The 24493-nt window shown below is 41.9% G+C and carries 21 protein-coding genes and 1 tRNA gene; 6 read left to right on the plus strand and 16 right to left on the minus strand.

Translation table 11 applies throughout. The annotated features are described in order from the left end of the window. Window positions 1-68: 68 nt before the first annotated feature. The 4 genes from rimI to alr are packed head-to-tail and all read right to left on the minus strand — an operon-like array spanning window position 69 to window position 4653. Window positions 69-503: a ribosomal protein S18-alanine N-acetyltransferase gene (gene rimI / locus QDI94_RS05575; protein ID WP_278867813.1), complete on the minus strand. Its 435-nt coding sequence runs from the start codon at window positions 501-503 to the stop codon at window positions 69-71. Next, window positions 493-930, minus strand: a complete 438-nt coding sequence (locus QDI94_RS05580) for an arsenate reductase/protein-tyrosine-phosphatase family protein (RefSeq protein WP_278867815.1) — start codon at window positions 928-930, stop codon at window positions 493-495. Before QDI94_RS05580 ends, rimI begins: the two co-directional genes overlap by 11 nt. Further along, window positions 914-3478, minus strand: a complete 2565-nt coding sequence (gene polA, locus QDI94_RS05585; protein WP_278867817.1) for a DNA polymerase I — start codon at window positions 3476-3478, stop codon at window positions 914-916. The genes QDI94_RS05580 and polA overlap by 17 nt, the downstream gene beginning before the upstream one ends. Next, complete coding sequence (gene alr / locus QDI94_RS05590) at window positions 3475-4653, minus strand: alanine racemase (RefSeq protein WP_278867818.1); 1179 nt, start codon at window positions 4651-4653, stop codon at window positions 3475-3477. The genes polA and alr overlap by 4 nt, the downstream gene beginning before the upstream one ends. 270 nt (window positions 4654-4923) lie before the next feature. Between alr and putP the strand changes: the two genes are divergently transcribed. The 3 genes from putP (at window position 4924) to QDI94_RS05605 (ending at window position 7594) form a co-directional block, all read left to right on the plus strand. Continuing rightward, window positions 4924-6489 carry a sodium/proline symporter PutP gene (gene putP, locus QDI94_RS05595; protein ID WP_278867820.1) on the plus strand — a complete coding sequence of 522 codons (1566 nt, stop codon included), beginning with the start codon at window positions 4924-4926 and terminating at the stop codon, window positions 6487-6489. Window positions 6490-6666: 177 nt separating this feature from the next. Continuing rightward, window positions 6667-7245, plus strand: coding sequence for a xanthine phosphoribosyltransferase (locus tag QDI94_RS05600; protein WP_278867821.1), 579 nt, complete (start codon window positions 6667-6669; stop codon window positions 7243-7245). A 264-nt stretch (window positions 7246-7509) separates the two neighbouring features. Further along, window positions 7510-7594: transfer RNA gene (locus QDI94_RS05605), tRNA-Leu, on the plus strand. A 203-nt stretch (window positions 7595-7797) separates the two neighbouring features. On the opposite strand, the gene QDI94_RS05610 is transcribed toward QDI94_RS05605, so the two are convergent. The 12 genes from QDI94_RS05610 to QDI94_RS05665 form a co-directional block, all read right to left on the minus strand. After that, a complete protein-coding gene (locus QDI94_RS05610) occupies window positions 7798-8946 on the minus strand; it encodes a PucR family transcriptional regulator (protein WP_278867822.1) in 1149 nt (382 codons plus the stop codon). A 27-nt stretch (window positions 8947-8973) separates the two neighbouring features. Continuing rightward, window positions 8974-9600, minus strand: a complete 627-nt coding sequence (locus tag QDI94_RS05615; RefSeq protein WP_278419134.1) for a cytidylate kinase-like family protein — start codon at window positions 9598-9600, stop codon at window positions 8974-8976. A gap of 25 nt (window positions 9601-9625) precedes the next feature. Beyond that, entirely contained in the window at window positions 9626-10885 is a 1260-nt protein-coding gene (locus tag QDI94_RS05620) for a Zn-dependent hydrolase (RefSeq protein ID WP_278867823.1), read from the minus strand. 49 nt (window positions 10886-10934) lie between these two features. After that, window positions 10935-12437: an NAD-dependent dihydropyrimidine dehydrogenase subunit PreA gene (gene preA / locus QDI94_RS05625; RefSeq protein ID WP_278867825.1), complete on the minus strand. Its 1503-nt coding sequence runs from the start codon at window positions 12435-12437 to the stop codon at window positions 10935-10937. Window positions 12438-12468: 31 nt separating this feature from the next. Then, a complete protein-coding gene (gene hydA / locus QDI94_RS05630) occupies window positions 12469-13836 on the minus strand; it encodes a dihydropyrimidinase (RefSeq protein WP_278867826.1) in 1368 nt (455 codons plus the stop codon). A gap of 77 nt (window positions 13837-13913) precedes the next feature. Continuing rightward, entirely contained in the window at window positions 13914-15050 is a 1137-nt protein-coding gene (locus QDI94_RS05635; RefSeq protein WP_278867827.1) for an ABC transporter substrate-binding protein, read from the minus strand. A 52-nt stretch (window positions 15051-15102) separates the two neighbouring features. Next, window positions 15103-15939, minus strand: a complete 837-nt coding sequence (locus tag QDI94_RS05640) for an ABC transporter permease (RefSeq protein WP_278867829.1) — start codon at window positions 15937-15939, stop codon at window positions 15103-15105. After that, window positions 15940-16779, minus strand: coding sequence for an ABC transporter permease (locus tag QDI94_RS05645; RefSeq protein WP_101029900.1), 840 nt, complete (start codon window positions 16777-16779; stop codon window positions 15940-15942). Further along, entirely contained in the window at window positions 16779-17582 is an 804-nt protein-coding gene (locus QDI94_RS05650) for an ABC transporter ATP-binding protein (protein ID WP_101029877.1), read from the minus strand. The genes QDI94_RS05645 and QDI94_RS05650 overlap by 1 nt, the downstream gene beginning before the upstream one ends. Window positions 17583-17670: 88 nt before the next feature. Further along, the gene (locus QDI94_RS05655) at window positions 17671-18822 is read right to left on the minus strand and encodes an iron-containing alcohol dehydrogenase (protein ID WP_278867831.1); all 1152 of its coding nucleotides are present in this window, start codon (window positions 18820-18822) and stop codon (window positions 17671-17673) included. A gap of 42 nt (window positions 18823-18864) precedes the next feature. Then, the gene (locus tag QDI94_RS05660) at window positions 18865-20190 is read right to left on the minus strand and encodes an aminotransferase class III-fold pyridoxal phosphate-dependent enzyme (RefSeq protein ID WP_101029879.1); all 1326 of its coding nucleotides are present in this window, start codon (window positions 20188-20190) and stop codon (window positions 18865-18867) included. 261 nt (window positions 20191-20451) lie between these two features. Next, the gene (locus tag QDI94_RS05665) at window positions 20452-21351 is read right to left on the minus strand and encodes a hypothetical protein (RefSeq protein WP_278867833.1); all 900 of its coding nucleotides are present in this window, start codon (window positions 21349-21351) and stop codon (window positions 20452-20454) included. Between the two features lie 229 nt (window positions 21352-21580). Here QDI94_RS05665 and QDI94_RS05670 point away from each other — a divergent pair, with 229 nt between their 5' ends. Genes QDI94_RS05670 through QDI94_RS05680 form a run of 3 tightly spaced genes read left to right on the plus strand, consistent with a single transcriptional unit; the run spans window position 21581 to window position 24454 of the window. Beyond that, on the plus strand, window positions 21581-22234 hold the full coding sequence (locus QDI94_RS05670; RefSeq protein WP_021882601.1) for a response regulator transcription factor: 654 nt from the start codon (window positions 21581-21583) through the stop codon (window positions 22232-22234). Between the two features lie 17 nt (window positions 22235-22251). Beyond that, window positions 22252-23691 carry a sensor histidine kinase gene (locus tag QDI94_RS05675; RefSeq protein ID WP_278867835.1) on the plus strand — a complete coding sequence of 480 codons (1440 nt, stop codon included), beginning with the start codon at window positions 22252-22254 and terminating at the stop codon, window positions 23689-23691. Further along, window positions 23678-24454, plus strand: coding sequence for a hypothetical protein (locus tag QDI94_RS05680; protein ID WP_015523382.1), 777 nt, complete (start codon window positions 23678-23680; stop codon window positions 24452-24454). Before QDI94_RS05675 ends, QDI94_RS05680 begins: the two co-directional genes overlap by 14 nt. The last annotated feature ends 39 nt before the right edge of the window (window positions 24455-24493 follow it).

A 24493-nucleotide genomic window follows, 5' to 3' on the forward strand; every position in this document is an offset into this window, starting at 1 on the left:
TTCACTACGAAACATTTATGACGAAGTTCCGTAATATCGTTAATATAATGTTTTATTACATATATATGTCAAAAAAAGCGTGTCATTAAAACAGCGTTTTCAGCAGGAGAAGAGTAGTAGTTTTTCCTCTCTCCCACCTTGATAAATCCGAATTTTTCATAGAGAGAACGGGCATTTTTGTTGCTTTCACGAACCTCAAGAGTGAGAAAGCAGAGGTTATTTTTCTTGGCATAGGTCACAAGCGTTTCAACAAGCGCCGAACCTATTCCCCGATTTCTGTGTGTGCCGTCAACGGCAACATTGAAAATGTAACCCTCATCAACAACAACGCTCATTCCTATATATCCGACAACGGCATTATCTTCCGTTGCGGTAAAAAACAGCGAGGTTTCGTTGTTCAGTTCTTCTTCAATGCTGTTAAATGACCACGGATGTGAAAAGCACCGCTGTTCAAGCTGTGCAACCGCCTCAAGCTGATTTTCGGTCATTCTGTCAATTTTCATACGCTTTTAATATTTCCTTTACAGAATTAACAATTTCATCACGGCAATGTCTGTACACCTCAATGTCACCGCCGTAGGGATCGCTTATACCGAGTACGGCGATTTTTTCGGACTGTACAAGAAAAAACTGCATCAACATTTTTGCGTGACTTTGCGACATACAGTAAAATTTTTCGTATTTTTCAATGCCGGCATCAGCTACGGCTGTTGAAGCTTTGCCCGAAAGGTCAATTCCGATTTCCTTACAGGCAATCACGGAATTTTCCGACACGGGAAGTCCCGTTGAGGTCGCAATGCCAAAGCTTTCCGCCCTGACGCAAACGCCGTTTTTCTCTGCCATATCATTAAAAATTGCCTCTGCCATAGGACTGCGACAGGTGTTGCCCGTGCAGACAAAGGCAATTGTTCTGTTATCCTTTTGCATCATACCAAGTCCTTCCGACTGCCGCATCGGCTGTGAGCGGAACGCTCATTTTTACTGCGTTTTCCATTTCTTCCTGAACGATGAGTGCAACTCTCATGCTCTCATCCTGCGGAGCTTCGACAATAAGTTCATCGTGAACCTGCAGCACAAGCCTTGCACGGAGATTTTCGGCTTTCATTCGCTCGTCAACCTTAATCATTGCAATTTTGATAATGTCTGCGGCTGTGCCTTGAATAGGCATATTTCTTGCAACTCTCTCGCCGAATGCACGGATCATATGCTTGCCCGAGGTGAGTTCGGGAAGATTTCTTCTTCTGCCGAACATTGTTTCAACATAGCCGTCAGCCTTTGCTCTTTCAACAACATTTTTCATATAGCTGTCAACACCGCTGTAGTGTGCAAGATAGCTTTCAATGTAGCGCTTTGCCTCTCTGTTTGAAACACCGATATCCTTTGCAAGAGAAAATGCACCGATACCGTAAACAATGCCGAAGTTGACCGCCTTTGCACGGCTTCTCATAATCGGAGTTACCATATCAAGCGGCATATTGAACACCTGTGACGCTGTGATTGCGTGGATATCTTCGTTGTCCCTGAACGCTTTTATCATATTTTTGTCACCCGAAATATGGGCAAGCACACGGAGTTCAATCTGCGAATAGTCGGCATCAACAAGCACCTGACCCTCTCCTGCGCAGAAAAACTTTCTCATCTCTCTGCCGAGTTCGGTCCTTACGGGAATGTTCTGGAGATTCGGCTCTGTTGAGCTGATTCTTCCTGTTCTTGTTTCGGTCTGATTGAAATTTGAATGGATTCTGCCGTCATCTGCAATGACCTTTAAAAGTCCCTCGCAGTAGGTTGAATTCAGCTTTGAGAGCGTTCTGTATCTCAGCACCATTTCAACAACGGGATGTTCATACCTCAGACCCTCAAGCACCTCTGCATTTGTGCTGTAGCCGCTCTTCGTTTTCTTTTTGCAAGGGAGTCCGAGGTTTTCGAATAAAACTACGCCAAGCTGTTTCGGAGAATTGATGTTAAACTCACAGCCCGCACTTTCGTAAATTGCGGTTTCAAGCTCCTTAATCTGTGCAGAAAGCATTTCGCCGTAGCCTTCAATGCCCTGTCGGTCAACACAGACACCGATATTTTCCATTCTTGCAAGCACCTTTGCAAGCGGTATTTCAATTTCGCTCAACAGCTTTTCCTGACCGTGAGCCTTGATTTTATCTCCGAGTTTTTCGCACAATTCTGCATAACAGGCAAATGCCTCGTATTTTTCATTCTGCTCATCAGTGCAGACAGGCAGAGCGATTTCGTAAGAGGCACAAAGATTTTTGTCCGAATAATCCTTTGACGACGGTTCAATCAGATATGCCGCAAGCTCAATATCAAACACAATGTTTTCAACATCAATATTTTTCTCATCGGCATAAGCGTAGAGCGTTTTGATGTTTCTTGTGTACTTTTCAAGTTCACTGTCGGCAATAAACTTAACAAAAAGTTCTTCGTCCGTGCTTATATACACCTTGCCGTCAAAAAGCACGGCAAAGGATTTTAATTCTTTATTCTCAATTTCAAAGCTAATATAGAGCTTTTTCTCTGACTTAACATTTTTTAAAAGTTCATTTTCATCAAAATCAGATACAACCTCAAGTGTTTTTTTCTCAGTTTCTTTTGTCTTTGTGTTTTTGTCAGCCTTGATGCCGTATTTTTCTATTAAAGAAAACAGTTCAAGTTTTGCCATAAATCCGGCACATTCATCGGCATCTTTCATATCTACAACATAATTTTCGACACTTGTGTCAACAGGAGCGTTGCAGTTTATTTCACCGAGCATACGGCTGAGAATTGCATTATCCTTTGATGCAGTCAGCTTTTTACGCACACCGTCCTTGATTTCAAGTTCATCAAGATGGTCATAGATATACTCAACCGTGTGATATCTCTGAATGAGGTCGCCTGCACCCTTTGGACCTATTCCCGCAACACCCGGAATATTATCCGAAGTATCGCCCTGAATCGCCTTGATTTCTATAAGCTCTTTCGGAGTTACACCGTAAGTTTCAAGAATCTTTTCGGGGGTATAAAGTATATCCTGTTTGTTTGAGCAAAGATGAACGCTTGTTTTGTCCGACACAAGCTGAAGGCTGTCACGATCACCTGTTGCAATAACGCACTCGTTTCCGTTTTCTTCACAAGCCTTGGCAAGCGTACCGAGAATATCGTCAGCCTCAAAGCCCTCGCAGGTAACAAGTTTATAGCCTAAAAGGGTAAGAAGCTTTTTCAGCGGTTCCATTTGTGATGCAAGCTCTTCCGGCATACCTTTTCGTGTTGCCTTGTAGCCTGCATAAGCCTTGTGTCTGAAGGTCGGTGTTTTCAGGTCAAAGGCAATTGCCACGGCATCGGGATTTTCTTCATTTTTAATTTTATACAGCATTGTAAGAAATCCGTAAATTGCGTTTGTAAACTGACCGTCCTTTGTAGTAAGCGGTCTTATTCCGTAAAACGCACGGTTTACAATACTGTTTCCGTCAACAGCAAGTAATCTCATAATTTATACATCACATTCTCAATTTTTCCGTCTTTAATGTAAATTCTCGGAACACGCTTTCCGACAAGACAGACGGTTTCGTAGTTTATAGTTCCTGTATTTTCGGCAAGCGAATCTGCAGTAGGCTCACCGTTTTCGCCTGTACCGAATACGACAACCTCGTCACCTGTCTTGACATCTTCAATATCGGTAACATCAAGCATTGTCTGATCCATACATATTCTGCCCACAATTTTCGCTTTCTTTCCGTTTACCGTCATATAGCCGTCTTTTGCATTCTGTCTGATGAATCCGTCAGCGTATCCGATAGGAACGGTTGCAATTTTCATCTTTCTGTCGGCTGTAAAAGTTCTGCCGTAGGAAATTGTTGCACCCTTTTGAACCTCTTTTACAAAAGCAACAACTGTTTTAAGAGTCATTGCAGGAACAAGGTCAAGTCTGTCGGCAAGCTTTGATGACGGAGCAAGTCCGTAGAGGATAATACCTGCCCTTACCATATCGCAACAGGTTTCGGGGTAATCTTCAATTGCGCCGCTATTTGAGCAATGAACAACGCTGATATCAACGCCTCGCTTTTTAAGGCTGTCACGCACATGAATAAAGTTTTCATACTGCTTGTTTGTGAACTCTCTGCCCTCGGCATCTTCATCAGACACACAAAAATGAGTAAAAAGCCCCTCAACCTCAAGATTCGGAAGGCAACAAGCCTCGCAAATTTCTTCAATAGAATATTCATCCCGTGGAAATTCCTGACACATAAAGCCGATTCTTGACATTCCCGAGTCAACCTTGATGTGCATTTTGCAGATACAGTCCTCTTCAACACATTTTTCGGAAAGCTCCTTTGCATACTCAAGTGAAAAAACAGCCTGAGAAATATTATAAGCGGCAAGATTTTTTGCTTCCGAAACGGGAGTGTAGCCAAGAATCACAATAGGGAGTTTTGAACCGCTCTTTCTGATTTCTATACCCTCGTCAATATTTGAAACAGCAAAAAAATCCGCTCCGAGTTTTTCATAAATCTGTGAAAGCTCAACTGCACCGTGGCCGTAGCCGTCAGCCTTTATAACACAACAGACCTTTGTATCGTCTGCAACCTTATTTCTTATTACATTATAGTTATGCTCAATTGCATTAAGTGAAATTTCAGCCCAAGTTCTTTTTACCATATTCATTTCTATCTCTCCACATACCTTTTACAGTCAATTTCAATCAATGTAATTATAATACTTTTGATTCTTCAAATCAACACAAAAACCCCTTTTAAATGCACATAAAAGTTATTTTATTCGTAATTATGTGCAAAATGTTACTCCTAAATTTTTGCAAATGCACAAATTATCTGCATAAAAGTCCTAAATACTGCAATTCACTTGATTTATTTATTCATTTTTGGTAGAATTAAAAGGTATTTGATTTATAAATTTAATTTCAGGAGGGGCATAATGACAACAAACAACATAATAGTTCTTTGTGCATTTATAGCTTATATGATTATTATGATCGTAATAGGCTTTGTTTGTTCAAAGGGCAACAAGAACAATGAGGACTACTTTCTCGGTGGCAGAAACCTCGGCAGTTGGACAGCCGCAATGTCGGCACAGGCATCTGATATGAGCGGTTGGCTTTTGATGGGACTTCCGGGCGCTGTATACCTTGCCGGCACAGGCGAGGCATGGATTGCCGTAGGACTTCTTATCGGCACAATTCTCAACTGGTACATTGTTTCGGCAAGACTTCGTAAATACACAATTGTGGCAGGCAACTCGCTCACTATTCCGAGCTTTTTCAAAAATCGCTACCGTGACCATAAAAACATAATCAAGATTGTTTCGGCTTCAATCATAGCAGTTTTCTTCACGGTTTACACAGCGTCGGCATTTAGTTCGGGCGCAAAGCTTTTTGCAACGCTCTTCTCGGACAGTGCGAGCGGTGACGAAAACTACAATCGGGTTTATGTTATCGGTCTTATCGTTGCCGCAGTAGTAATTCTTGTATATACATTCATGGGCGGTTTCAAGGCAGTTTGTACAACCGACCTCATTCAGGGACTTATGATGATTGTTGCAATCCTTACCGTTCCGGTGCTTGCATATGCAATTCTCACATTTGACACAAGCTTCAGTTCTGCGCTTGCCGCAAAAGGTGTTGAACAGCCTGCTCAGTTCCTTAACTTCTTTGTAAACGGTGACGGAACACCTGTTTCGGCTGTTTCGATTATTTCAAACCTTGCGTGGGGACTTGGTTACTTCGGTATGCCGCATATTCTCGTCAGATTCATGGCTGTAAAGAGCAATGAAGAAATCAAGAAGTCAAGAAAAATTGCTGTTGTTTGGGTAATTATTTCACTTACTGCGTCATGCCTTATCGGTCTTATCGCAAGAGGCTACCTTACAGCACAGCTTGACGATGCAACAAGCGAATCTGTATTCATCAGAACAATCCAGCAGCTTTTCTCAGGCAACGGCGTGCTTATCTTTATCGGCGGTATTTTCCTTTGCGGAATCCTTGCCGCAATTATGTCAACAGCAGACAGTCAGCTTCTCGTCACTGCATCGGCTGTTTCGGAGGATCTTTACAAAGGTGCTGTTAAAAAGAATGCAAGCGAAAAGAGTTCGCTTTTGGTCGGCAAAATTGCAGTTGCAGTTGTTGCTGTAATCGCATTCTTCATTGCACTTAATCCTAAATCAAGCATTATGGGACTTGTTTCGGATGCATGGGCAGGATTCGGTTCGGCATTCGGACCTGTTGTTCTGTTGGCACTTTTCTGGAAACGCTCAACACTTTCGGGTGCAATCAGCGGCATGGCAACAGGTGCTCTGACAGTTATCATATGGGACTATATTCCGCTTGTAAACGGTCAGACGCTTTATGCGGCAACAAATCTTTATTCACTTGTTGTAGGCTTCGGACTTGCGCTTATTGTGAATGTTATTGTTTCTCTTATTTCAAAAAAGCCGTCAAAAGAAATCACGGACGAATTTGATTCAATTAAAAATATTGAAGTATAAAACACAGGGGCAGTCGCTTTATCACGACTGCCTTTTTTGTGTCTGAATTTAATTTTTTGCGAAAATAAGAAAAATAAAACATGGAATATCACAAAAATCAATTGAAATGTGAAAATTTTTGTAGTATAATCTATCGTATTGTTTGTTACTATTTTATTTTTCAGAAAAGAGATTGATATGAAACTTTTAGAAGACAGAATTCTTAAAGACGGACATATTGGTACCGACAATGTGTTAAAGGTTGACAGCTTTCTCAATCATCAGATTGATGTCAGTTTTGTATGTGAGCTTGGCAAGGAATTTTACAGGCTTTTCAAGGACGAAAACATAACAAAAATTCTGACAATTGAAGCGTCGGGAATCGGTATTGCCTGTCTTACGGCTCAGTATTTTAATGTTCCCGTTGTTTTTGCAAAAAAGACAAAGACGATAAACATTTACTCAGATACATACAACGCAACCGTCCACTCCTATACTCATAAAAGGGATTACGACATAGTTGTTTCAAAGGATTTTTTGAGCAAAGAAGACAATGTGCTTATCATTGACGATTTTCTTGCAAAGGGCAGCGCCTTGACGGCACTTCTTATGCTGATTGAAAAAGCAGGCGCAAAAACAGCAGGTGCGGGAATTGTTATCGAAAAAGCCTATCAAGGCGGCGGCAGCCTCGTTCGTGATATGGGCATAAGAGTTGAATCTTTGGCAAAAATCAAGTCCATCAGTAAAAAAGACGGAATCGTGTTCTGCAAGCAGTAGTAATATACTGCTTGCTTATACTTGACTTTTGCTGATATTTATAGTATTATCTAACGGTAGGTCTTGCAGAAACAAAAAATGCGGGTGTGGCGGAATTGGTAGCCTTGCGACCGCTGCCTGTGGCAGATAAAGGGAGCAATGCGCTGTCTGAAATAACGAGCAAAAGGAAGTACATTTATGTGCGACGCATTGCGACTATATTTCAGACCGGAAGACGCGCGTATCACTTCGCAAAACCACTATTTATATTTCAGTTTAATATTTGCACCTGTGGCGGAACTGGCAGACGCGCTAGATTTAGGTTCTAGTTTCGAGAGGAGTGCAGGTTCAATTCCTGTCAGGTGCACCAAAGAAGAATCGATACTTTTGTATCGGTTCTTTTTTACTTATGCTAACTCTGACTGATAGTAACTGATACTAATTGATATCAATTAGTATCAGTTACTCAAATAAATACAACTACAATAAACACATAAAAAATCCCCCGACAGCGGTTTTCGTTAGGCTGTCGGGAGATTTTCAGTATTAACATCGTTATGGGGACGGAGGCGGTCAAAGCACATCACGAACTTCAAATGCTAATATAATTTTGAATCGTTCTTCAAAGGTTTTGAGGTTATTGCCGAGAATCTTTTTGATTTTTGCAAGCTGATAATTTATGGTGTTGCGGTGAACAAAGGTTTCCTGAGCAACCCTCTGAACACTTCCGTCATACTTTAGGTAAAGTCTTAAAAAACTCATATAATCCGTGCCGTTGTCACGGTCATACACTTCAAGCTTTTTGAGATTTTCGTTATAGATACTTTCAAGCAACGAAATATCGTCAACCGCAAGAATCAGCTTTTTGACTTCAAGTCGGTCATAGAACATAGGCGTCATATCTGCACGGACGGCAAGCCTTAACATTCTTAAAACAATCTGGTATGTTTTCGGGAGTGATTTCAGCTTGTTATTTGTTTTGCTCACTGCCACATACAGCTTGTTGACGCTTATATACCTCTCCTTTTCCGACTGAATTTTTTCGGCTATGCTTTCAATTTCATCATCGGAAAAGTCATTGAGGACATAGAACATCATGTTATCCACCTTAAAACCGCCCCAGTGCTTTTTGTAGGAATAAATTGTTCGTTCAAATGCCGATTCAAGTTTTCTTGAAGAAATATGGTCAGCCATATCGGCTTTCACACCGATGATTGCATAATCGGTTGCAAGGTCAAAACCGTTGCTTTCAAGAACAGGAAAGTATTTTTCGTACTCACCCGGAAAGAAAATGAAATTTTTCAGCGTATCGCCTATTGTTTCCTCCTTGCGTTCATTTGAGATAATCTGATTACAGAAATCCCGTGAAATATCAACAATTCGGGTTTTCCACGGAATATCCATAAGAGGAAACTTTTTCTCGTTGCAATAGCTGATAACCTCTGACGGGATTCCCTTTATGTACGGACCTATGTTCAGAACAAGTCCGCTGACATTTTTGACAATGAGATTTTTTACAAACGGCAGCAACCAGTCCTGACCTTTGTTTGCAATGCCCGTTGAAAAGATAAGCTCTCCTCCGTGAAGAAAGTCACTTACCTCAATATCCTCAACGGAATGAACCCATTGCACGATATTGGTCATTCCTTCTTTGCCTGCTATCACACGCATACCGTAGAGATAGCCCGCCTTTTCGCACAGTGAACCGAGTGTTACTGCCATAAATCTCACCTCTTAATCTGCATCAAATTATTTGCCGAATTTCAGTTCAACAGCCTTTGCAATAATTTCGGCGCAGTCATTCGTTGAATTCCTTGATGTGTTCAAAAACATATCGTAGTTAAGCGTATCCTTCCAGTTTTCGCCTCTTGTATAGTATTTATAATAAGCCGTGCGGTACTTGTCGGTACGCTTTTTCATATCTTTTGCACGCTCTTCCGAAACATAAATTCTCGAACGAATTTTTGAAATGCAGTCGTCATAATACGCATCAACAAACACGCTCAGGACATTTGACCTATCCCTCAGAATATGGTCGGCACATTTTCCGACAATGATACAGGACTGTGTGCGGGAAAGCTCTTCTATGATTGCCGCCTGAATATTGTACAAATTCAAATCCGACACAAACGCTCTTGATTCGGGACGAAGAACATTTGCCGTCGGCAGCTTTGTGAGCGACTTTATAAGATAGCTTCCGTGAAGTTTTTCGTCAACCTCAACGAATTCGCTTTCATCAATTCCGCTTGCCTGTGACGCCATTGTCAGAATCTGTCTTTCATACCACGGAATACCCAGCTTTTCGGAAAGCAGGGAGGCAATTTCCTTGCCTCCGCTGCCAAAACTGCGAGCAATTGTAATTATATAATTGTCCATATTTTATCCTCCGCAAAACCGATTATCAATCAGCCGCATCACACTTGAGGACTGCGTTGAGAAGTACGGAAGCACCCTCTGTACAAAGCTCTGTTGAAGTAAATTCGGGTTCGCAATGTGAATGACCATCCTTTGAGGGAACGAATACCATTGTTGTCGGGAGCATATATGATGCAAACTGTGCGTCATGACCTGCGCCCGAGTTGATTTTCTGATTTGAATAACCGAGTTCGTCAACTGCCTCCTGAACAAAATCAACAAGCTGCTTGTCATAGTAAACAGTATCTCTTGTCCATGCAATTTCATAGTCTGTCTTGCACTTTTCAACCTCTTTCGGGATATTCTCGATTACGGAAACTACCTGTTCAATTACTCGCGGATCTTCATGACGGGCATCAAGTGAAAATTCAACATAATCCGGAATTACTGTATGTACATCAGGATGACAAAGAATTTCACCTGTTGTGTAAACAAGTTCGGGATCAAGCTTATCAAGCTCTGTGTGGAGATATTCAAGAACCTTTGCGGCACCGAAAAGTGCATCGTGACGATACTTCATGGGAGTTGTGCCGGCATGGTCAGCCTGTCCGTAAACCTTGATACGGTAGTTTACCATACCGAGTACGCAGGTTACAACACCGATATCATTGCCTGCTGCCTCAAGAATCGGTCCCTGTTCAATGTGGAGTTCAAACATTGCCTTGTAATCCTTTGGATTAAGTCTGTTTGCCTCATCACCCTTATAGCCGGATGCCTCAAGAGCCATACCGAATGTCTTTGTCGGATCAAGAATTGACTTTGACGCAAGCATATTTTCTTTTTTGAAATTCTTTGCAATGTCGGCAGGAAGATAATCGTTGCAGACAATGCCCGAACACATCATAGCCGGCGGATAAAGAGAACCCTCTTCGTTTGTCCAAATCATGGCAACAAGGTTGTGCTTGTGGGGAATCTTATCGTTTGCAACTGTTTCAAGAACTTCCATTGCACCCATAACACCGAGGATACCGTCATAGTTACCGCCGTTCTTAACGGAGTCACAGTGTGAAGCCATGACGATTGCCGGAAGAGTCGGATCCGAACCTTTGAGAGTTGCATAAACATTGGCAACATCGTCTGTCTTGATTTCGGCACCGATTGCTGTCATTCTCTTTACAAACTCTGCTCTTGCCTGTAATGCCTCGGGAGAAAGTGAATATCTTGTAATTCCGCCGTGACCGGCATCACCGAATGTACTGAAAGTTGAAATCTTACCCTGCATTCTTTCTTTGCTGCATGTAAACATATACTTTGCACCATCCTTAATAAATTAAATTCTGTTTAATATTTTTATATCAATGCTTATTTAAAGCAGTTTTGCTGACTTTTTTGCCCGAACTTATTGCGTCCACGGGACAAACCACCTTGCAAAGATGACAGCCCACGCATTTTTTGCCGTAGAGAACGGGTTTCTGATTGTCATTCATCTTTATTGCCTGATGACCGCCGTCATAACATGATACGAAGCATCTTCCGCAACCGACACATCTTTCACGGTCAAACTTCGGAAAACATATGTAACTTCTGTCAAGGTCATCGGCAGGAATGATATTGCTTTCTGCAATACCCGTAAAATCTGAAACAGACTTGAAATTATGAGCTTTCATATATCGTTTCAAGCCGTCCTTTAAATCGTCAATAATGCGGTAGCCGTACTGCATTACCGAGGTTGTAATCTGAACCGTTGAGCAACCGAGTGAAATAAACTCCGCCGCATCATACCATGTTTCGATACCGCCCATACCGCTTATCGTAACATTCTTCAGTCTTTCATCACTTTTCATCTCGTTGATAAACCTAAGTGCAATCGGCTTTACAGCCTTGCCCGAATATCCGCCGACTGACGATTTTCCGCAAACATCGGGAGATGTTGAAAAATTGTCGAGGTTGACATTCATAATACTTTTAATCGTATTGATTGCCGCAAGTCCGTCTGCGCCTGCCTCCATTGCCTTAACTGCCGGAGGAATCATTGAGGTGATGTTCGGCGTCATCTTGGCAAGAATCGGAAGCTTTGTTCCCTTTCTTACAGCCTTTGTGTAGGTATATACAAGTTCGGGATTTATTCCGACATCACTGCCGAGTCCCTCGCCGACCATCTGAGGACAGCTGAAGTTACATTCTATAACATCAGCCCCTGCGTCTTCACAAAGAGATGCAAGCTTTGTCCATTCTTCTTCATTACTGCCCATGATAGATGCGATGATGACCTTTGTCGGATAATTTTTCTTTAATTTCCTGAAAAAGGAAAGGTTTTCTTCAAGAGAATATGTCGAAATCTGTTCAATATTCTTAAAACCCACAAATGCGGTATCTTCCTTGTCAAGTTCTGCAAATCGTGGCGAAACCTCGTTCGGGGTAAACATTCCGATTGTCTTGAATGCAACTCCTGCCCAGCCCTCATCAAAAGCCTTGGCAACCATATCGTAGTTACTGCCAACAACCGATGATGACAGAAAGAACGGGTTTTCACACTTTACTCCGCACAAATCGGTGGTGAGATCCGCATCATATTCGGGAACAAATTCTTCTCTTGAAACAATATCCGTAATCTTGTTGATATTAACGGGCGAATCAAACTTTGCTCTGTTGCAAGCCTGCATAAAGCCTCCGTCAATGCAACCCGCACACGGATTGTCGCCAAGCATATATCTTGCTCCCTCTGTGTTGTCAAAATTAACGGAGCGGATAATGCGGTCAATACTGACGCCGTTCTTGCAGGCATTTGCACAAGGTGCATCCTCGCAGAGCAGGCATCTGCTACTTTCACTTTTTAAAACAACTTCTCTGTATCCCATAAACATCAACTACTTTCAAAACTTATATAAATTATTTTGATGTACTGCGTTTTACATACTTACCGTTACCGGGAGTTCCCACAAAGTCGCCGTTGTCATAAACAAGACTGCCTCTGAGGTAGGTCTGAACGGGATAACCGTGGAGCTTTTTGCCCTCCCAGATAGTATGGTCACAGTCCGAATGCATATTGTTTACACTGATTGTAAAGTCCTTGTCCTTATCGTAAATCACGATGTCGGCATCCTTACCGATTTCAATTGAGCCCTTGTCGTCGCAACCGAAGATTTTTGCTGGGTTTGTTGAGCAAAGCTCAACCGCTCTTTCAAAAGAAATCTTGCCGCTGTTTGCCGCATTGAGCATATAAGGATAGAGATTTTCGATACCTGCACAGCCGTTTGGAATCTTTGTAAAATCATCCTTACCCCAGTCTTTTTCGTAGCTTTGGAAAGGACAATGGTCTGTTGCAACCGTATCAATCATACCCGACTTGATTGCCGTCCACAAAGCGTCCTGACTTTCCTTACCCTTCATAGGCGGTGAGCATACAAAGTTTCTGCCGTCCTCACGCTTATAGACATCACAGGTAAATTCAAGGTACTGCGGACAGGTTTCAATGTAGAGTTCGTGTCCCTCTGTTTTTGCTTTAATACATTCCTCAAGTCCTTCTTTGTCAGCCATATGAACAATGTAAAGAGGAGCGTCAAGATGTGTTGCCCAATGCACGGCTCTCTTGTCAGCCTCTGCCTCAACAAATTCGGGACGGCTGAGGTAGTGATACCATGCGCTTGTTTTGCCCTCTTTTAGGAACTGTTCCGTTCTCATATCAATGAGGTCGGGATTTTCTGCGTGAAGATTGATTTTCGCACCAAGCTCCTTTGCTCTGAGCAAAAGCCTTACAAATGTTGCGTCATCAACCATCATATGTTCCTTTTTATATACAAAAAAGCACTTAAAGCTTGTAATACCTTCTTTTACGGCTGTTTCCATTTCATCAAGGATTTCACCGCCGTTAAGGTCGGTGATACAACAATGAAAGGCATAGTCAACACAGGCCTCTTTTTCAAGAACCTCTTTCTTTGAATTTATAAGTCCCATAATTGTTTCACCGCTGTGCTGTACGGGATAATCAAAAACAGTTGTTACACCGCCGCAAGCCGCCGCTCTTGTGCCTGCAAGGTAGCTGTCGGCAGAAACCGTGCCGCCGAACGGCATTGCAAGATGAGTATGCACATCAATTGCGCCGGGGAGAACGAGCTTTCCCCCTGCGTCAACAACCTTGTCTGCATTGAAATCAAGGTTACTGCCGATTGCGACAATCTTGCCGTCATTTACTGCAACATCAGCCTTGTAGCTTTCCTTTGCCGTAACAATTGTTCCGTTTTTAATCAATAAATCCATAATGTTTCCTTCCTTTCATATTTGTGACCTTTTCGTCACGGCAGTCGGTTTACCGCCGTGACGAAAGCCTGAATCAATTACTTTGTGAAAAGGTCTTTCTTGTAAACAAGCTCAAGACCCGATCTCTGATAAACCTGAGCGATTTCAAGGAGATCCATACCGCCTGCATTTGCGGATGTGAGGTTTGCTACCCATGTAACACCGAAATCAACTGTGCCGTTGTTTACTGCTGTTGTTTCAGAAATGTCACCGCCGCCCGGTGTGATTGTTACTTTAAGACCGACTTCGTCATAGTAACCCTTTGCCTGTGCAACATAGTAGCCCATAAACTGTGCCTGAGGCAACCACTTGAGCTGGATTGTAACATCTGTCTTTTCGAGTGTACCGAACTTGCCGTCCTTTGACTTGTTAGCGGCGTCAATGTACTGTGTATCACGGATATCGTCAAGTGTGAAGCCTTCAAGCTTCTTTACAGCTGATGAGTCGTCAAGCTGTACATACTTCTTGCAGAGGTCGAGTGTCTGCTGCATTGCGTCCTCGTCCATATTGCCGTAGTTGCTTACTGTCTTGCCCTTTGTGTCTGTTTTAACAAGCTTTGCAACCTCTTTTGCCATATAGAGCTGGTGGTCTGATGATACCGATGAGCCTGCGTCAAATACAATCTGAGCTGCTTCCTCGGGGTTTTCAACGGCATATTTCCAACCCTTCATAGATGCGTAAAGGAAAGCCTTTACTGTGTTCGGGTTTTTCTTTGCAAACTCTTTGGTACAGAAAATATTGTCCTCGAGCATTGCAACACCCTCATCGTTCATATCAATTGTGCCTACCGTATCGCCGTACTTGTAACCGCCGTCATAGTCGTTCTTTACAAGTCCGAGTTCGTTAAATGTCATTGCCGAAGCAAGTGTAATATCGTCCTGATCGAAACCGTCCATTGTGAAATCTTCCGAAAGGTACTTTGTGGGGAGGTCATACTTCTGAAGAAGTGCAAGAATTTCGTACTCGTTACCGAGTCCCCAGTTACCAACCTTGCCGTCAGCGGCGGCTTTCTTGATAATCTCTTCATTTGACATCAATTCACCCGAAGTTGAACTGTCTTTTGATGATGAATCCGAAGATGAGCCTGATTCACCGCAACCTGCAAAAGCTGTTACTGCAATTGCACCTGCAAATACAACTGCGAGCAGTTTTTTGAGTTCCTTTGTCTTTTTCATTTTGATTCCTCCAATTTCAAAATTTGTATGTAAACCGAAAGCGGTAAACAACTTATTTAACTTTTCTGTTCTTGAGAACAATTGATTCAACCAGCATCAGCACACCGTACATTACAAGTCCGATAAGACAGGCAACAACAATATATGCCCACGCTGTCGGATACTGACCGAGAACTATGTTTTCTCTGATTTCTCTGCCGACACCGACAATGTATTCTGCAAAATATTCCGAAACAACTGCACTGATAATGCTTATCGGAACGCTTACCCTGAGAGCGGTAAATACATAAGGTACGGAATTCGGAAGTCGTAGCTTAAAGAATACCGTGCTTTTCTTTGCCGCATATGATTTCATAAGGTCAAGGGCAAACGGCTTGAGTTCCGTAAGTCCTCTGAAAGCGTTGATACTCATACTTGCAATGCAGACAATTATAACAACAAGTGTTTTTGCAAACATACTTCTTATGTTCGGATCGTTGCTTATATCCTTTGTCCAGTTTGTCATTACAGGAGCAAGAGCAACAATCGGAATTGCGTTGAATGCACCTACAATTGTAAGACCGCCTTTGCCCCATTTCTGAAAGGTTGCCGCAAAGGCAGCAATCAGATATCCGATGATTGAACCGATTACAAGTCCTATAACCGCAACCAGAAGTGTGTAGAGTGCATTCTGTGCAAATGCGGGAATATTGTCAATGATGATGTGACAAATTCTTGACGGAAGCGGCAGAGTGTTTGTGTCCGTGTTGAAAATCTTGTGAAGAACCTGTCCCTGCCACAAGGCGAGGATAAGAACACCGAAAAGCACGGGAAGAAGCACCGAGCTTACACCCTGAGCGACTTTATTTTCTTTAAGCCTTCGCCAAAGGCTTTTTCTTTTTTTAATCAATTAAGCCGCCTCCTTTTTCTTTTTTGTTTTGCGTTCAATTCTCTTGAGCGGTGAAACTGCATTTTCAATCCAACCCATGAGCGAACAGCTTAAAACACCTATAACCGCACTGAACACTACGATGTCCCAGAAAACATATATTGACATTGCGTGTTTGAGCGACTGTGAAAGCATACAACCAAGTCCGCCGTCACCCTGAAGTGTATCAACAAGGATTGACGCTGTAATTGCCATCGGTGCGGCAATTTTCAGGCCTGTGAAGAAATACGGTATACACGAGGGAATGAGCATTTTGAAATACACCGTTGATTTCTTTGCGGCATATGAATACATAAGCTCATACTTTTGTTTTTCTACCGAGTTAAGACCTGCAAGTGTGTTGGTTGCAACAGGATAGAATGTGAGGATTGCCGCAATGATGATTCGGCTTGAACCTATATCGTGTGTCATTGCAAGAATGATCGGAGCCATGCCGAGAATAGGAATAAGCTGAATAAGCATAAGGTACGGGGCGGCAATCTTTTCAACAATGTGTGAAAGCTTCATAAGTATTGCAAGTGCAAAACCTATCAGCGTACCTATCATAAAGCCCTGTCCCGCTCTTGAAAGCGTTTGACCTGCGTTAAAAAGAACAACTTGCAGACAACTCATACCGTTTGAAACGGGTTTGGGATCAATTAACGAATAGAAAATCTGCCATACATGAGGCATAATGTTTTCGGGGGTTCGCTTTGTTGCCTGAATTATAAAAGCGAAGATTTCCCATATCACCAATAATCCGAGCACCCATACCAAGGTTACAAGTGCTTTGGAATTTTTTATCTTTGTTATTGTTTTCATCATAAGCTGCCACCTTCAAAGCTGTTTCTTACCTTTGAAACAAGTTCTCCGAAATGAGGTGTATCTCTCATATCAATTGTTCTCGGATACGGCAGGTCTGCGTCAACTACCGCAGAAAGTCTGCCTGGGTGAGGTGAGAGAACACAAATTCTTGTTGAAAGGAAAACTGCCTCCTGAATGTTATGCGTTACAAAAACGATTGTCTTATTTGTCTTTTCCCAGATTTTCAAAAGGTCAAGGTGAAGCTTTTCCTTTGTAAACTCATCAAGTGCCGAGAACGGCTCGTCCATGAGAAGAATTTCAGGTCTGATACCAAAGGCTCTTGCAATGCCGACTCTCTGCTGCATACCGCCGGAAAGCTGCTGCGGATAATGGTCCGCAAACTTTGTGAGTCCGACCATTTCAAGCATTTCATCGGCTCTGTCCGAACGGTCTTTCTTTGAATAGCCCATAATTTCAAGCGGAAGCTCAATATTTTTCTTTACTGTTCTCCACTCAAAAAGCACGGGATTCTGAAAGACAATACCGAATTTCTGCATAAGTCTGATTTCCTTCGGAGTCATATTGCTTACTCTGACATTGCCCGAAGTGGGTTCAAGCAAATCGGCGATTGTACGAAGGAGAGTTGTTTTACCGCATCCCGACGGACCGAGAAGTGAAATGAATTCTCCCTTGTGAATATCAAAATCAATGTTATCGAGTGCCTTTACATCATTGCCCTGATTGTCTTTGAATACCACCGACACATTATTTATCGCAATCTCAACATCATTTTTCTTGATTGCTTCGCTGTTCAAATTCATAATCATTCCTCCCGATAATAAAAAACACGGCAAAGGTACAATTACAACTGCGCCTTTGCCGTGTTAAAAATTTTAAATTTTTCAGATACTAAACATACAATTTTTTGTAGATTTCAATGCAATCATCAACGGTAACTTCTTTTACCGTGTTAGCGGGGCTTCCGCTTGCAACCGCATCGGTTGCCATTTTTAAAATTTTTGAGTAATACTCATCTCTGTCAATTCCGTACTGTTCAAGAGTAGGAATTTCGCACACATCACAAATGTTTTGAAGTGAATCAATAAACTTTTCTGCGGCTGTTTCGTCGCTGTCAGAGTCACTTGCAACACCCGTTTCTCTGCCGAGGTTTGCAAACTTTTCATATGCACCCGATACGGCAAAGCTTAAGCACTCTTTAAGGAGCATTGCATTTGACATTCCGTGCGGAACATGGAACAATGCGCCAATCGGTCTGCTCATTCCGTGAACAATTGTTACACTTGAATTATTGATACAGATACCTGCCTCAAGAGCCGCAATACTCATCTGCTCCCTTGCAAGTGAGTTGTCGGGTTCTTTGTAGGCAATCGGTAAGTATTTCATAATTCTCTTAACTGCCGAAACAGCAAGCGTGTCTGTCATTGAAAATGCTTTTCTTGAAGTGTATGCCTCAACTGCGTGAGTGAGAGCGTCAAGACCTGTTGCCGAAGTAACCGACTTTGGAGTGCCAACCGTAAAACTGCTGTCAACAATTGCAAGTTTCGGGACAAGCACATCGCCCTTCAAAAGCATTTTTATTCCCTTTTCGGAATCGGTAATTACGGTAAACTTTGTTGCCTCACTGCCTGTTCCCGCTGTTGTCGGAATTGCGGCAAGGGGAAGAATTTCTCCCGTAATTTCCTTTCCGTTATAATCTGCTATACTGCCCTCGTTTACTGCCATTGCTGCAATTGCCTTTGCCGAATCAAGAGGACTGCCTCCGCCTATGCCGATGATAAAGTCACAACCGGAGGATTTTAACATTTCAACACCGTTTTCAATCATAGTGTCGGTCGGTTCGCCTGTTATGCCGTCAAAGATAACGCAGCCTATACCGTTTTCATCAAGCAATGCGGTAAGCTGTTTCATCATATTGGAAACGGCAACATGCCTGCCTGTTACTATAAAGGCCTTGTTTCCCATTTTTTTAAGAAGAGGAGCGGCCTCACCGAGAACATTTGTACCGACAACCGTATGATTTGGTATTACAAAATGTGACATTTTATTATCTCCCGTTTTTGAAATTTTAATTAACCTATATTATCAAATCAATTCGCTGTCAACATATGTAAGAACTTCGTCCATCTTCTCCATTTCTTCCTTAATCTGCTCCTCCGTAATAATGAGAGGCGGATTGACGAAGAGCATATTTTCGTGTGAGTATGTCATGAACTTTTTCTTTTTGAGCATACCGACGAGAGTTCCCATAATACCCTTTTCGTCCTTGCCGTAAGGAACAAGAGGTTCTTTTGTCTTTTTATCCTTTACAAGCTCAATTGCCGAGAAAAGACCGATATATCTTACATCACCTACGCAAGGATGCTTAGCCTTCATTTCTTCAAGGATTTCTCCGAGAACCTTGCCCGACTTTGCAACATTGTCGAGAATGTGTGCCTCACCGTAGTAGTTTACACAGGCAACACCTGCCGCACAGGCAAGAGGATGACCGCTGTATGTAAGTCCGCATGAAAGAAGATGATCGTCAAAATATTCTGCAACCTTCTTTGATACTGCAACACCGCCGAGAGGAACATAACCGCAGGTAACACCCTTTGCAAATGTTACGATATCGGGAACTACATCAAAATTCTGGAATGCAAACATCTTACCTGTTCTGCACCAGCCGGCCATAACTTCATCGCAAATCATCAGAATTCCGAACTCATCACAAATCTTTCTTACGCCCGGCAGATAACCCTTCGGCGGAATGATTACACCGTTTGAACCTGTGATTGTTTCCATTACGATTGCGGCTACGCTGTCGGGACCTTCGTAAATAATCTGTTCACGGAGCTTTGTAAGGTAAAACTTAGTAGCTTCTTCCTCCGATTCAAAGTTGATTGCCTCACGGTAAACATAAGGATCAAAGAACTTTACAAATCCGGGAATACCCGGTTCGAGAGGATATCTTCTCGGTTCACCTGTAAGGTTGCCTGCACCGAATGATGAACCGTGATAACTTCTGTAACGGCTGAATACTTTGTTTCTGCCTGTGAACATTCTTGCAATCTTTACTGCATTTTCGTTTGCGTCTGCACCTGCATTTGTAAAGAATACCTTTCCGAAGCTGTCGGGAAGAAGATTTATAATCATCTCTGCAAGCGTTGACTTTGCCTCTGTGGCATATGACGGACCGACAAAACAAAACTTGTCAACCTGTTCCTTGATTGCATCACCGATTGCTTTATTTCCGTAACCGAGATTGAGGTTTACAAGCTGTGATGACATATCTGTATATCTGTTACCGTCAAAATCGTAAAAGTAAATTCCGTCTGCCTTTGCAACGGGAATCGGATTAAGATTACCTTGCTTGCTCCATGACTGGAGGACATATTTCTTATGGTTTTCAACAATTTTCTCAGGTGTCATAATAATTTCCCCTTTTTAAGATACCAAAAAAGATAAACAGAAAAGGAGCCTCCTTTTCAGAAGCTCCTTTGCTTTGCGTCTTTTTTGTTTATGCCATTATTATATCATCAAAATACGGTTATGCAATATTTTTCGGCACAATATTCTTTGTGCTAAAGCACAATGTTTTCGGAGATATTTCTTGAATTTATGACCTTTTCGTCATTTTACATACAAATTTCGTGAAATGTCAACTTCTTGTTTGTATGCTGTAATTAACAATTACTCGTTTTCCTTTTTCTTTGTTGCACCAAGGCTGAGTATAATTCCGGAAATGATAATCATTACAAAACCTGCGGCGCACGGAATTATGTCACCGTAAATCATATTGAAACCGCTTTCTGTCGCAGCCTGTCCGCTGATGATTGTATATTCACCTGACGGCATACTGCTGAGTGAATATGTTGTGCCGTCGATTGTAATATTGAAATTTTCCGAACGAATCATTTCGTCTGTAATACCTGCGCTTTTAAGACCGTTATCGCCAAGGTTCATATTTGTGCTTACAACTTCGCCGTTCTTAACGATGATTGTATCACCCTTGCAGCTTTTTGCAATATCAGCACCGATAACAGCCGAATAGTCGCTTGTATTTGTATCAATAATAACGATGCCGCCCTCTGTTCTTGCAACGCAAGCCATGAGATTATACACACCGTCCTCGCCCTCAACGGCTGTCGGTTCTGAAATGCTCTTGACCTTCATACCCTTGAGGTTAGCCTTGAACTGCTTTGTTGTTTCGTCATCAAGGAAATTTGTGCCAACCTTTTTATCGTCTGACGATGCGATAATCTTGCCGTCAGCGTCTGTCATAACAAATGAATTGATGCCGAGGTTCTTTACAAGTGCGGCATTTGTTTCAGCCGAAGTATTTTCCGTAACAACACTTGCAATTACATTTGCCTTTTCAAAAAGTGAGTTCATAAACTCAAATTTAGTGTAGTTATAGTTATCGCTGTATTCTGTAAGCTGAGCCTTTGCGTCATCAAGATATGTCTGATTTGAGCTTTCTGTTTTTGTTGAAAGCAAATTGCAAACTATCGAAACGCAAACCATAACAGCAGCAACGATAACTGCCGTTACAACTGCAACGCCTTTTTTTACCGATTTAGAATTGCCCATTGTAATCTTCCTTTCAAAATGTTTTGCTTGAATAACTTGAATAAAATAATACCATTATTCGACTTTGTTTTCAAGTACGGTTCGTGAAACAATTAACAGCTGCACATAATTTGACAATATTCTGCATTAACCGATTTTGGGGTACAGCTCTGCAAAAAAAGATAATTTGTAAAAAATGATACATCTATGATACAATGGCAATATAAACTGTGTCTTGGAGGTGGGGTTGTTGGCTGACATATTGATTGTTGAGGACGAAAAGAATATTTCAAATCTTATTGAAATGGCTCTTTCTCGGCACGGGCACAAAACCGATTGTGTGTTTGACGGCGAAAGCTGTGCCGATGTTCTGGAGAAAAAGCACTTTGACCTTATTCTGCTTGATGTTATGTTGCCGAAAATCAGCGGTTTTGAGCTTATGGACTACATCAAAGGCTTTGACACACCCGTAATTTTCATTACTGCAAAATCAGATATATCGGACAGGGTTTACGGGCTTAACCTGGGGGCTGACGATTACATAACAAAACCGTTTAACATTTCGGAACTTCAGGCAAGAGTTGATGCGGTACTGCGAAGATACAACAAGGCAAAAACAAAACTCAGCTTTAAAGACATAGTAATTGACACAAATTCAAGAATAGTCACCAAAAACGGAGTACAAATTGACCTTACATTAAAGGAATACGAAATACTTCTGCTTTTTGTACGCAACAAAAACATTGCCCTTTACCGTGAAATGATTTACGAAAGGGTATGGAATGAACCGTATATGGGTGATACAAGAACCGTGGATCTGCATATTCAGCGGTTAAGAAAAAAGCTTGATTTAAAAGACAACATTCAGTCTGTGTATAAAGTCGGTTACCGTCTTGTTGAATAAGCGGAGGGAAAGCCCTAATGAAATTTTCGTGGAAAATATTTTTTATTACCTTTCTTATTATAATTACTTCCTTCGGTGTGGGAGGTTTTCTCCTCATCAACACCGTTTTTACAAACACGCTGAACAACCGCATTGACTCAGCCAAAAAGAACAACAATTACATCACAACGGCACTTTCGGTATATGCAGACAACAACCAACCCACCTACGGAAACTTGGAATATCTGCGCGTTTCGGCAATCGGATTTGCAAAACAAATTGCAGGCAATTCGGATTCTAAAATCAAAATCGGTTCAATAAACGAGCTCAGCTTTTCGGCAGAAAATGAATTTGCCCACGGTATGTCGGTAAATTCCAGAAAAAGCAGAGTAGTTACTGAAAATAAAAAATACTACATTCAGACAATAAGCAAAATTCAGCTTGTAACCAAAAGCTGTTATATTGAAACTGTTGACAATATAACAAGCGTGTACAGCGACCGTGATATGTACTGCACAATTTATCAGTTCATTCTCATAGGCGTTGCGTTGTTTGCATCAATTCTGCTTGTAATCTTCTCAAAGCTTTTGACAAGACCGCTTGTTAAGTTAAAGGATGCGTCAAAGGAAGTTGCCGAGGGCAACTTTAATATGAGAGTAAAGGAAAGCCACGGCATTACATCTTCAACCGAAATAACCGAGCTTTCGCAGAGCTTTAACACCATGGCAGATTATGTTGAAGACTACATTGAACAGCTAAAGCTTGCAACGCAGAATCGTGACAACTTTATTGCGGATTTTACCCACGAGTTAAAAACTCCGCTGACATCTGTCATAGGTTATGCGGATATGCTCCGTTCTTATGAAATGGAGCCTAAACAACGCAGAGAATGTGCCGACCTTATCTACAAAGAGGGCAGTCGGCTTGAGGCGCTTTCGCTTAATCTGCTAAACCTTATAGTTTTGAAAAATGACGAAATCAAAACCGTAAACATCAGAACGGACATAATTGCCGATGACATTAAAAAGTCTGTTCTCTTTATTTTGAAAAAATACGGTGTGAAATTAAAATTGAATGTTGAAAAAGCAGAAGTCAACGCAGAGCCGTCACTCTTGAAAACGCTTTTGTACAACCTGATTGACAATGCCTGTAAAGCGAGTGAGAGCGGAAAGCCTGTTACACTCACGGGATATGTTGACAGCGACAGATACCGTTTTTGCGTTACCGACAGCGGTTGCGGAATTGCGGAAGATGACCTTGCCAAAATTACCGAACCGTTTTATATGGTTGACAAATCCCGTTCAAGGAGTATGGGCGGAGCCGGACTCGGGCTTTCAATCTGCAATGAAATTGCAAAGCTTCACGGCTCAACTCTTGAAATTGTCAGTGAAGTCGGCAAGGGTACGGACATCAGCTTTACGGTAAGTCTTGCCGATAATTCTACGGAAAGTGAGGGCTTTGAAGATGAAGAAATTTAACCTTAAAAAATCCGCAAAATATATCATCTGCACTTTGCTCACCTTGACCGTAGTCGCAACCGTTGTGTTTCTCCCACGCTTTTATTATTCGGTAACGGACAATCGGGATTCTGTCGGAAACACGGCGGAAACATTTAAACTTACCGCTGACATAACTACTTCGAGCGGCGGAGAATTTTTGAAACTCGTTTCAAACGAAGATACCGTTTGGGTTCTTCAAAACAATGCTCCGAAAGCAGAAACTGTAATCAGCTATGCCAAAAAAGCGATAAGCAATCTTGCAAATTCGCTTAAAGACACAAATTTATTTTCCAATATTGCAGGCTACATTCCGCAGTTTTTTACATTTGACAGCTGCAGCGGTTACAAACTTACAATGCGCGGAACACTTGACGGTAATGTAATCGTTTCGTCCGATTTTATGTTTGTAACATGCAACTATGCCAAAGAGGGCGAACGATACGGACTAAACATAACAATGCTGTTTGACACGGAAACCTTTACGATTTATGAGCTTAACATTGATACAACCTACCTGTCGGACAGCGGTACCGAGAATGAAATTCCGCAGTATTTGGTTATTCCGTACAGCGACAGTTATGAACAGGAGTTGTCCGATGCACTCATAAAATACTGGGGTGTCAGTTCCGATTCAATAACGGTTAATGTAAGTCCCGAATCTTTCAGCATCAACATCTGCCCACAGCCGTTTTTGGAATACAGCAAAATAAACAACGAACAATTTGATTATTATGTGTTATGAAACAACTATGATACATTTTTGAACAAATTCAGAAACAAG

This window comes from Ruminococcus bromii (assembly GCF_928721825.1).
Lineage (GTDB): Bacteria > Bacillota > Clostridia > Oscillospirales > Acutalibacteraceae > Ruminococcoides > Ruminococcoides bromii.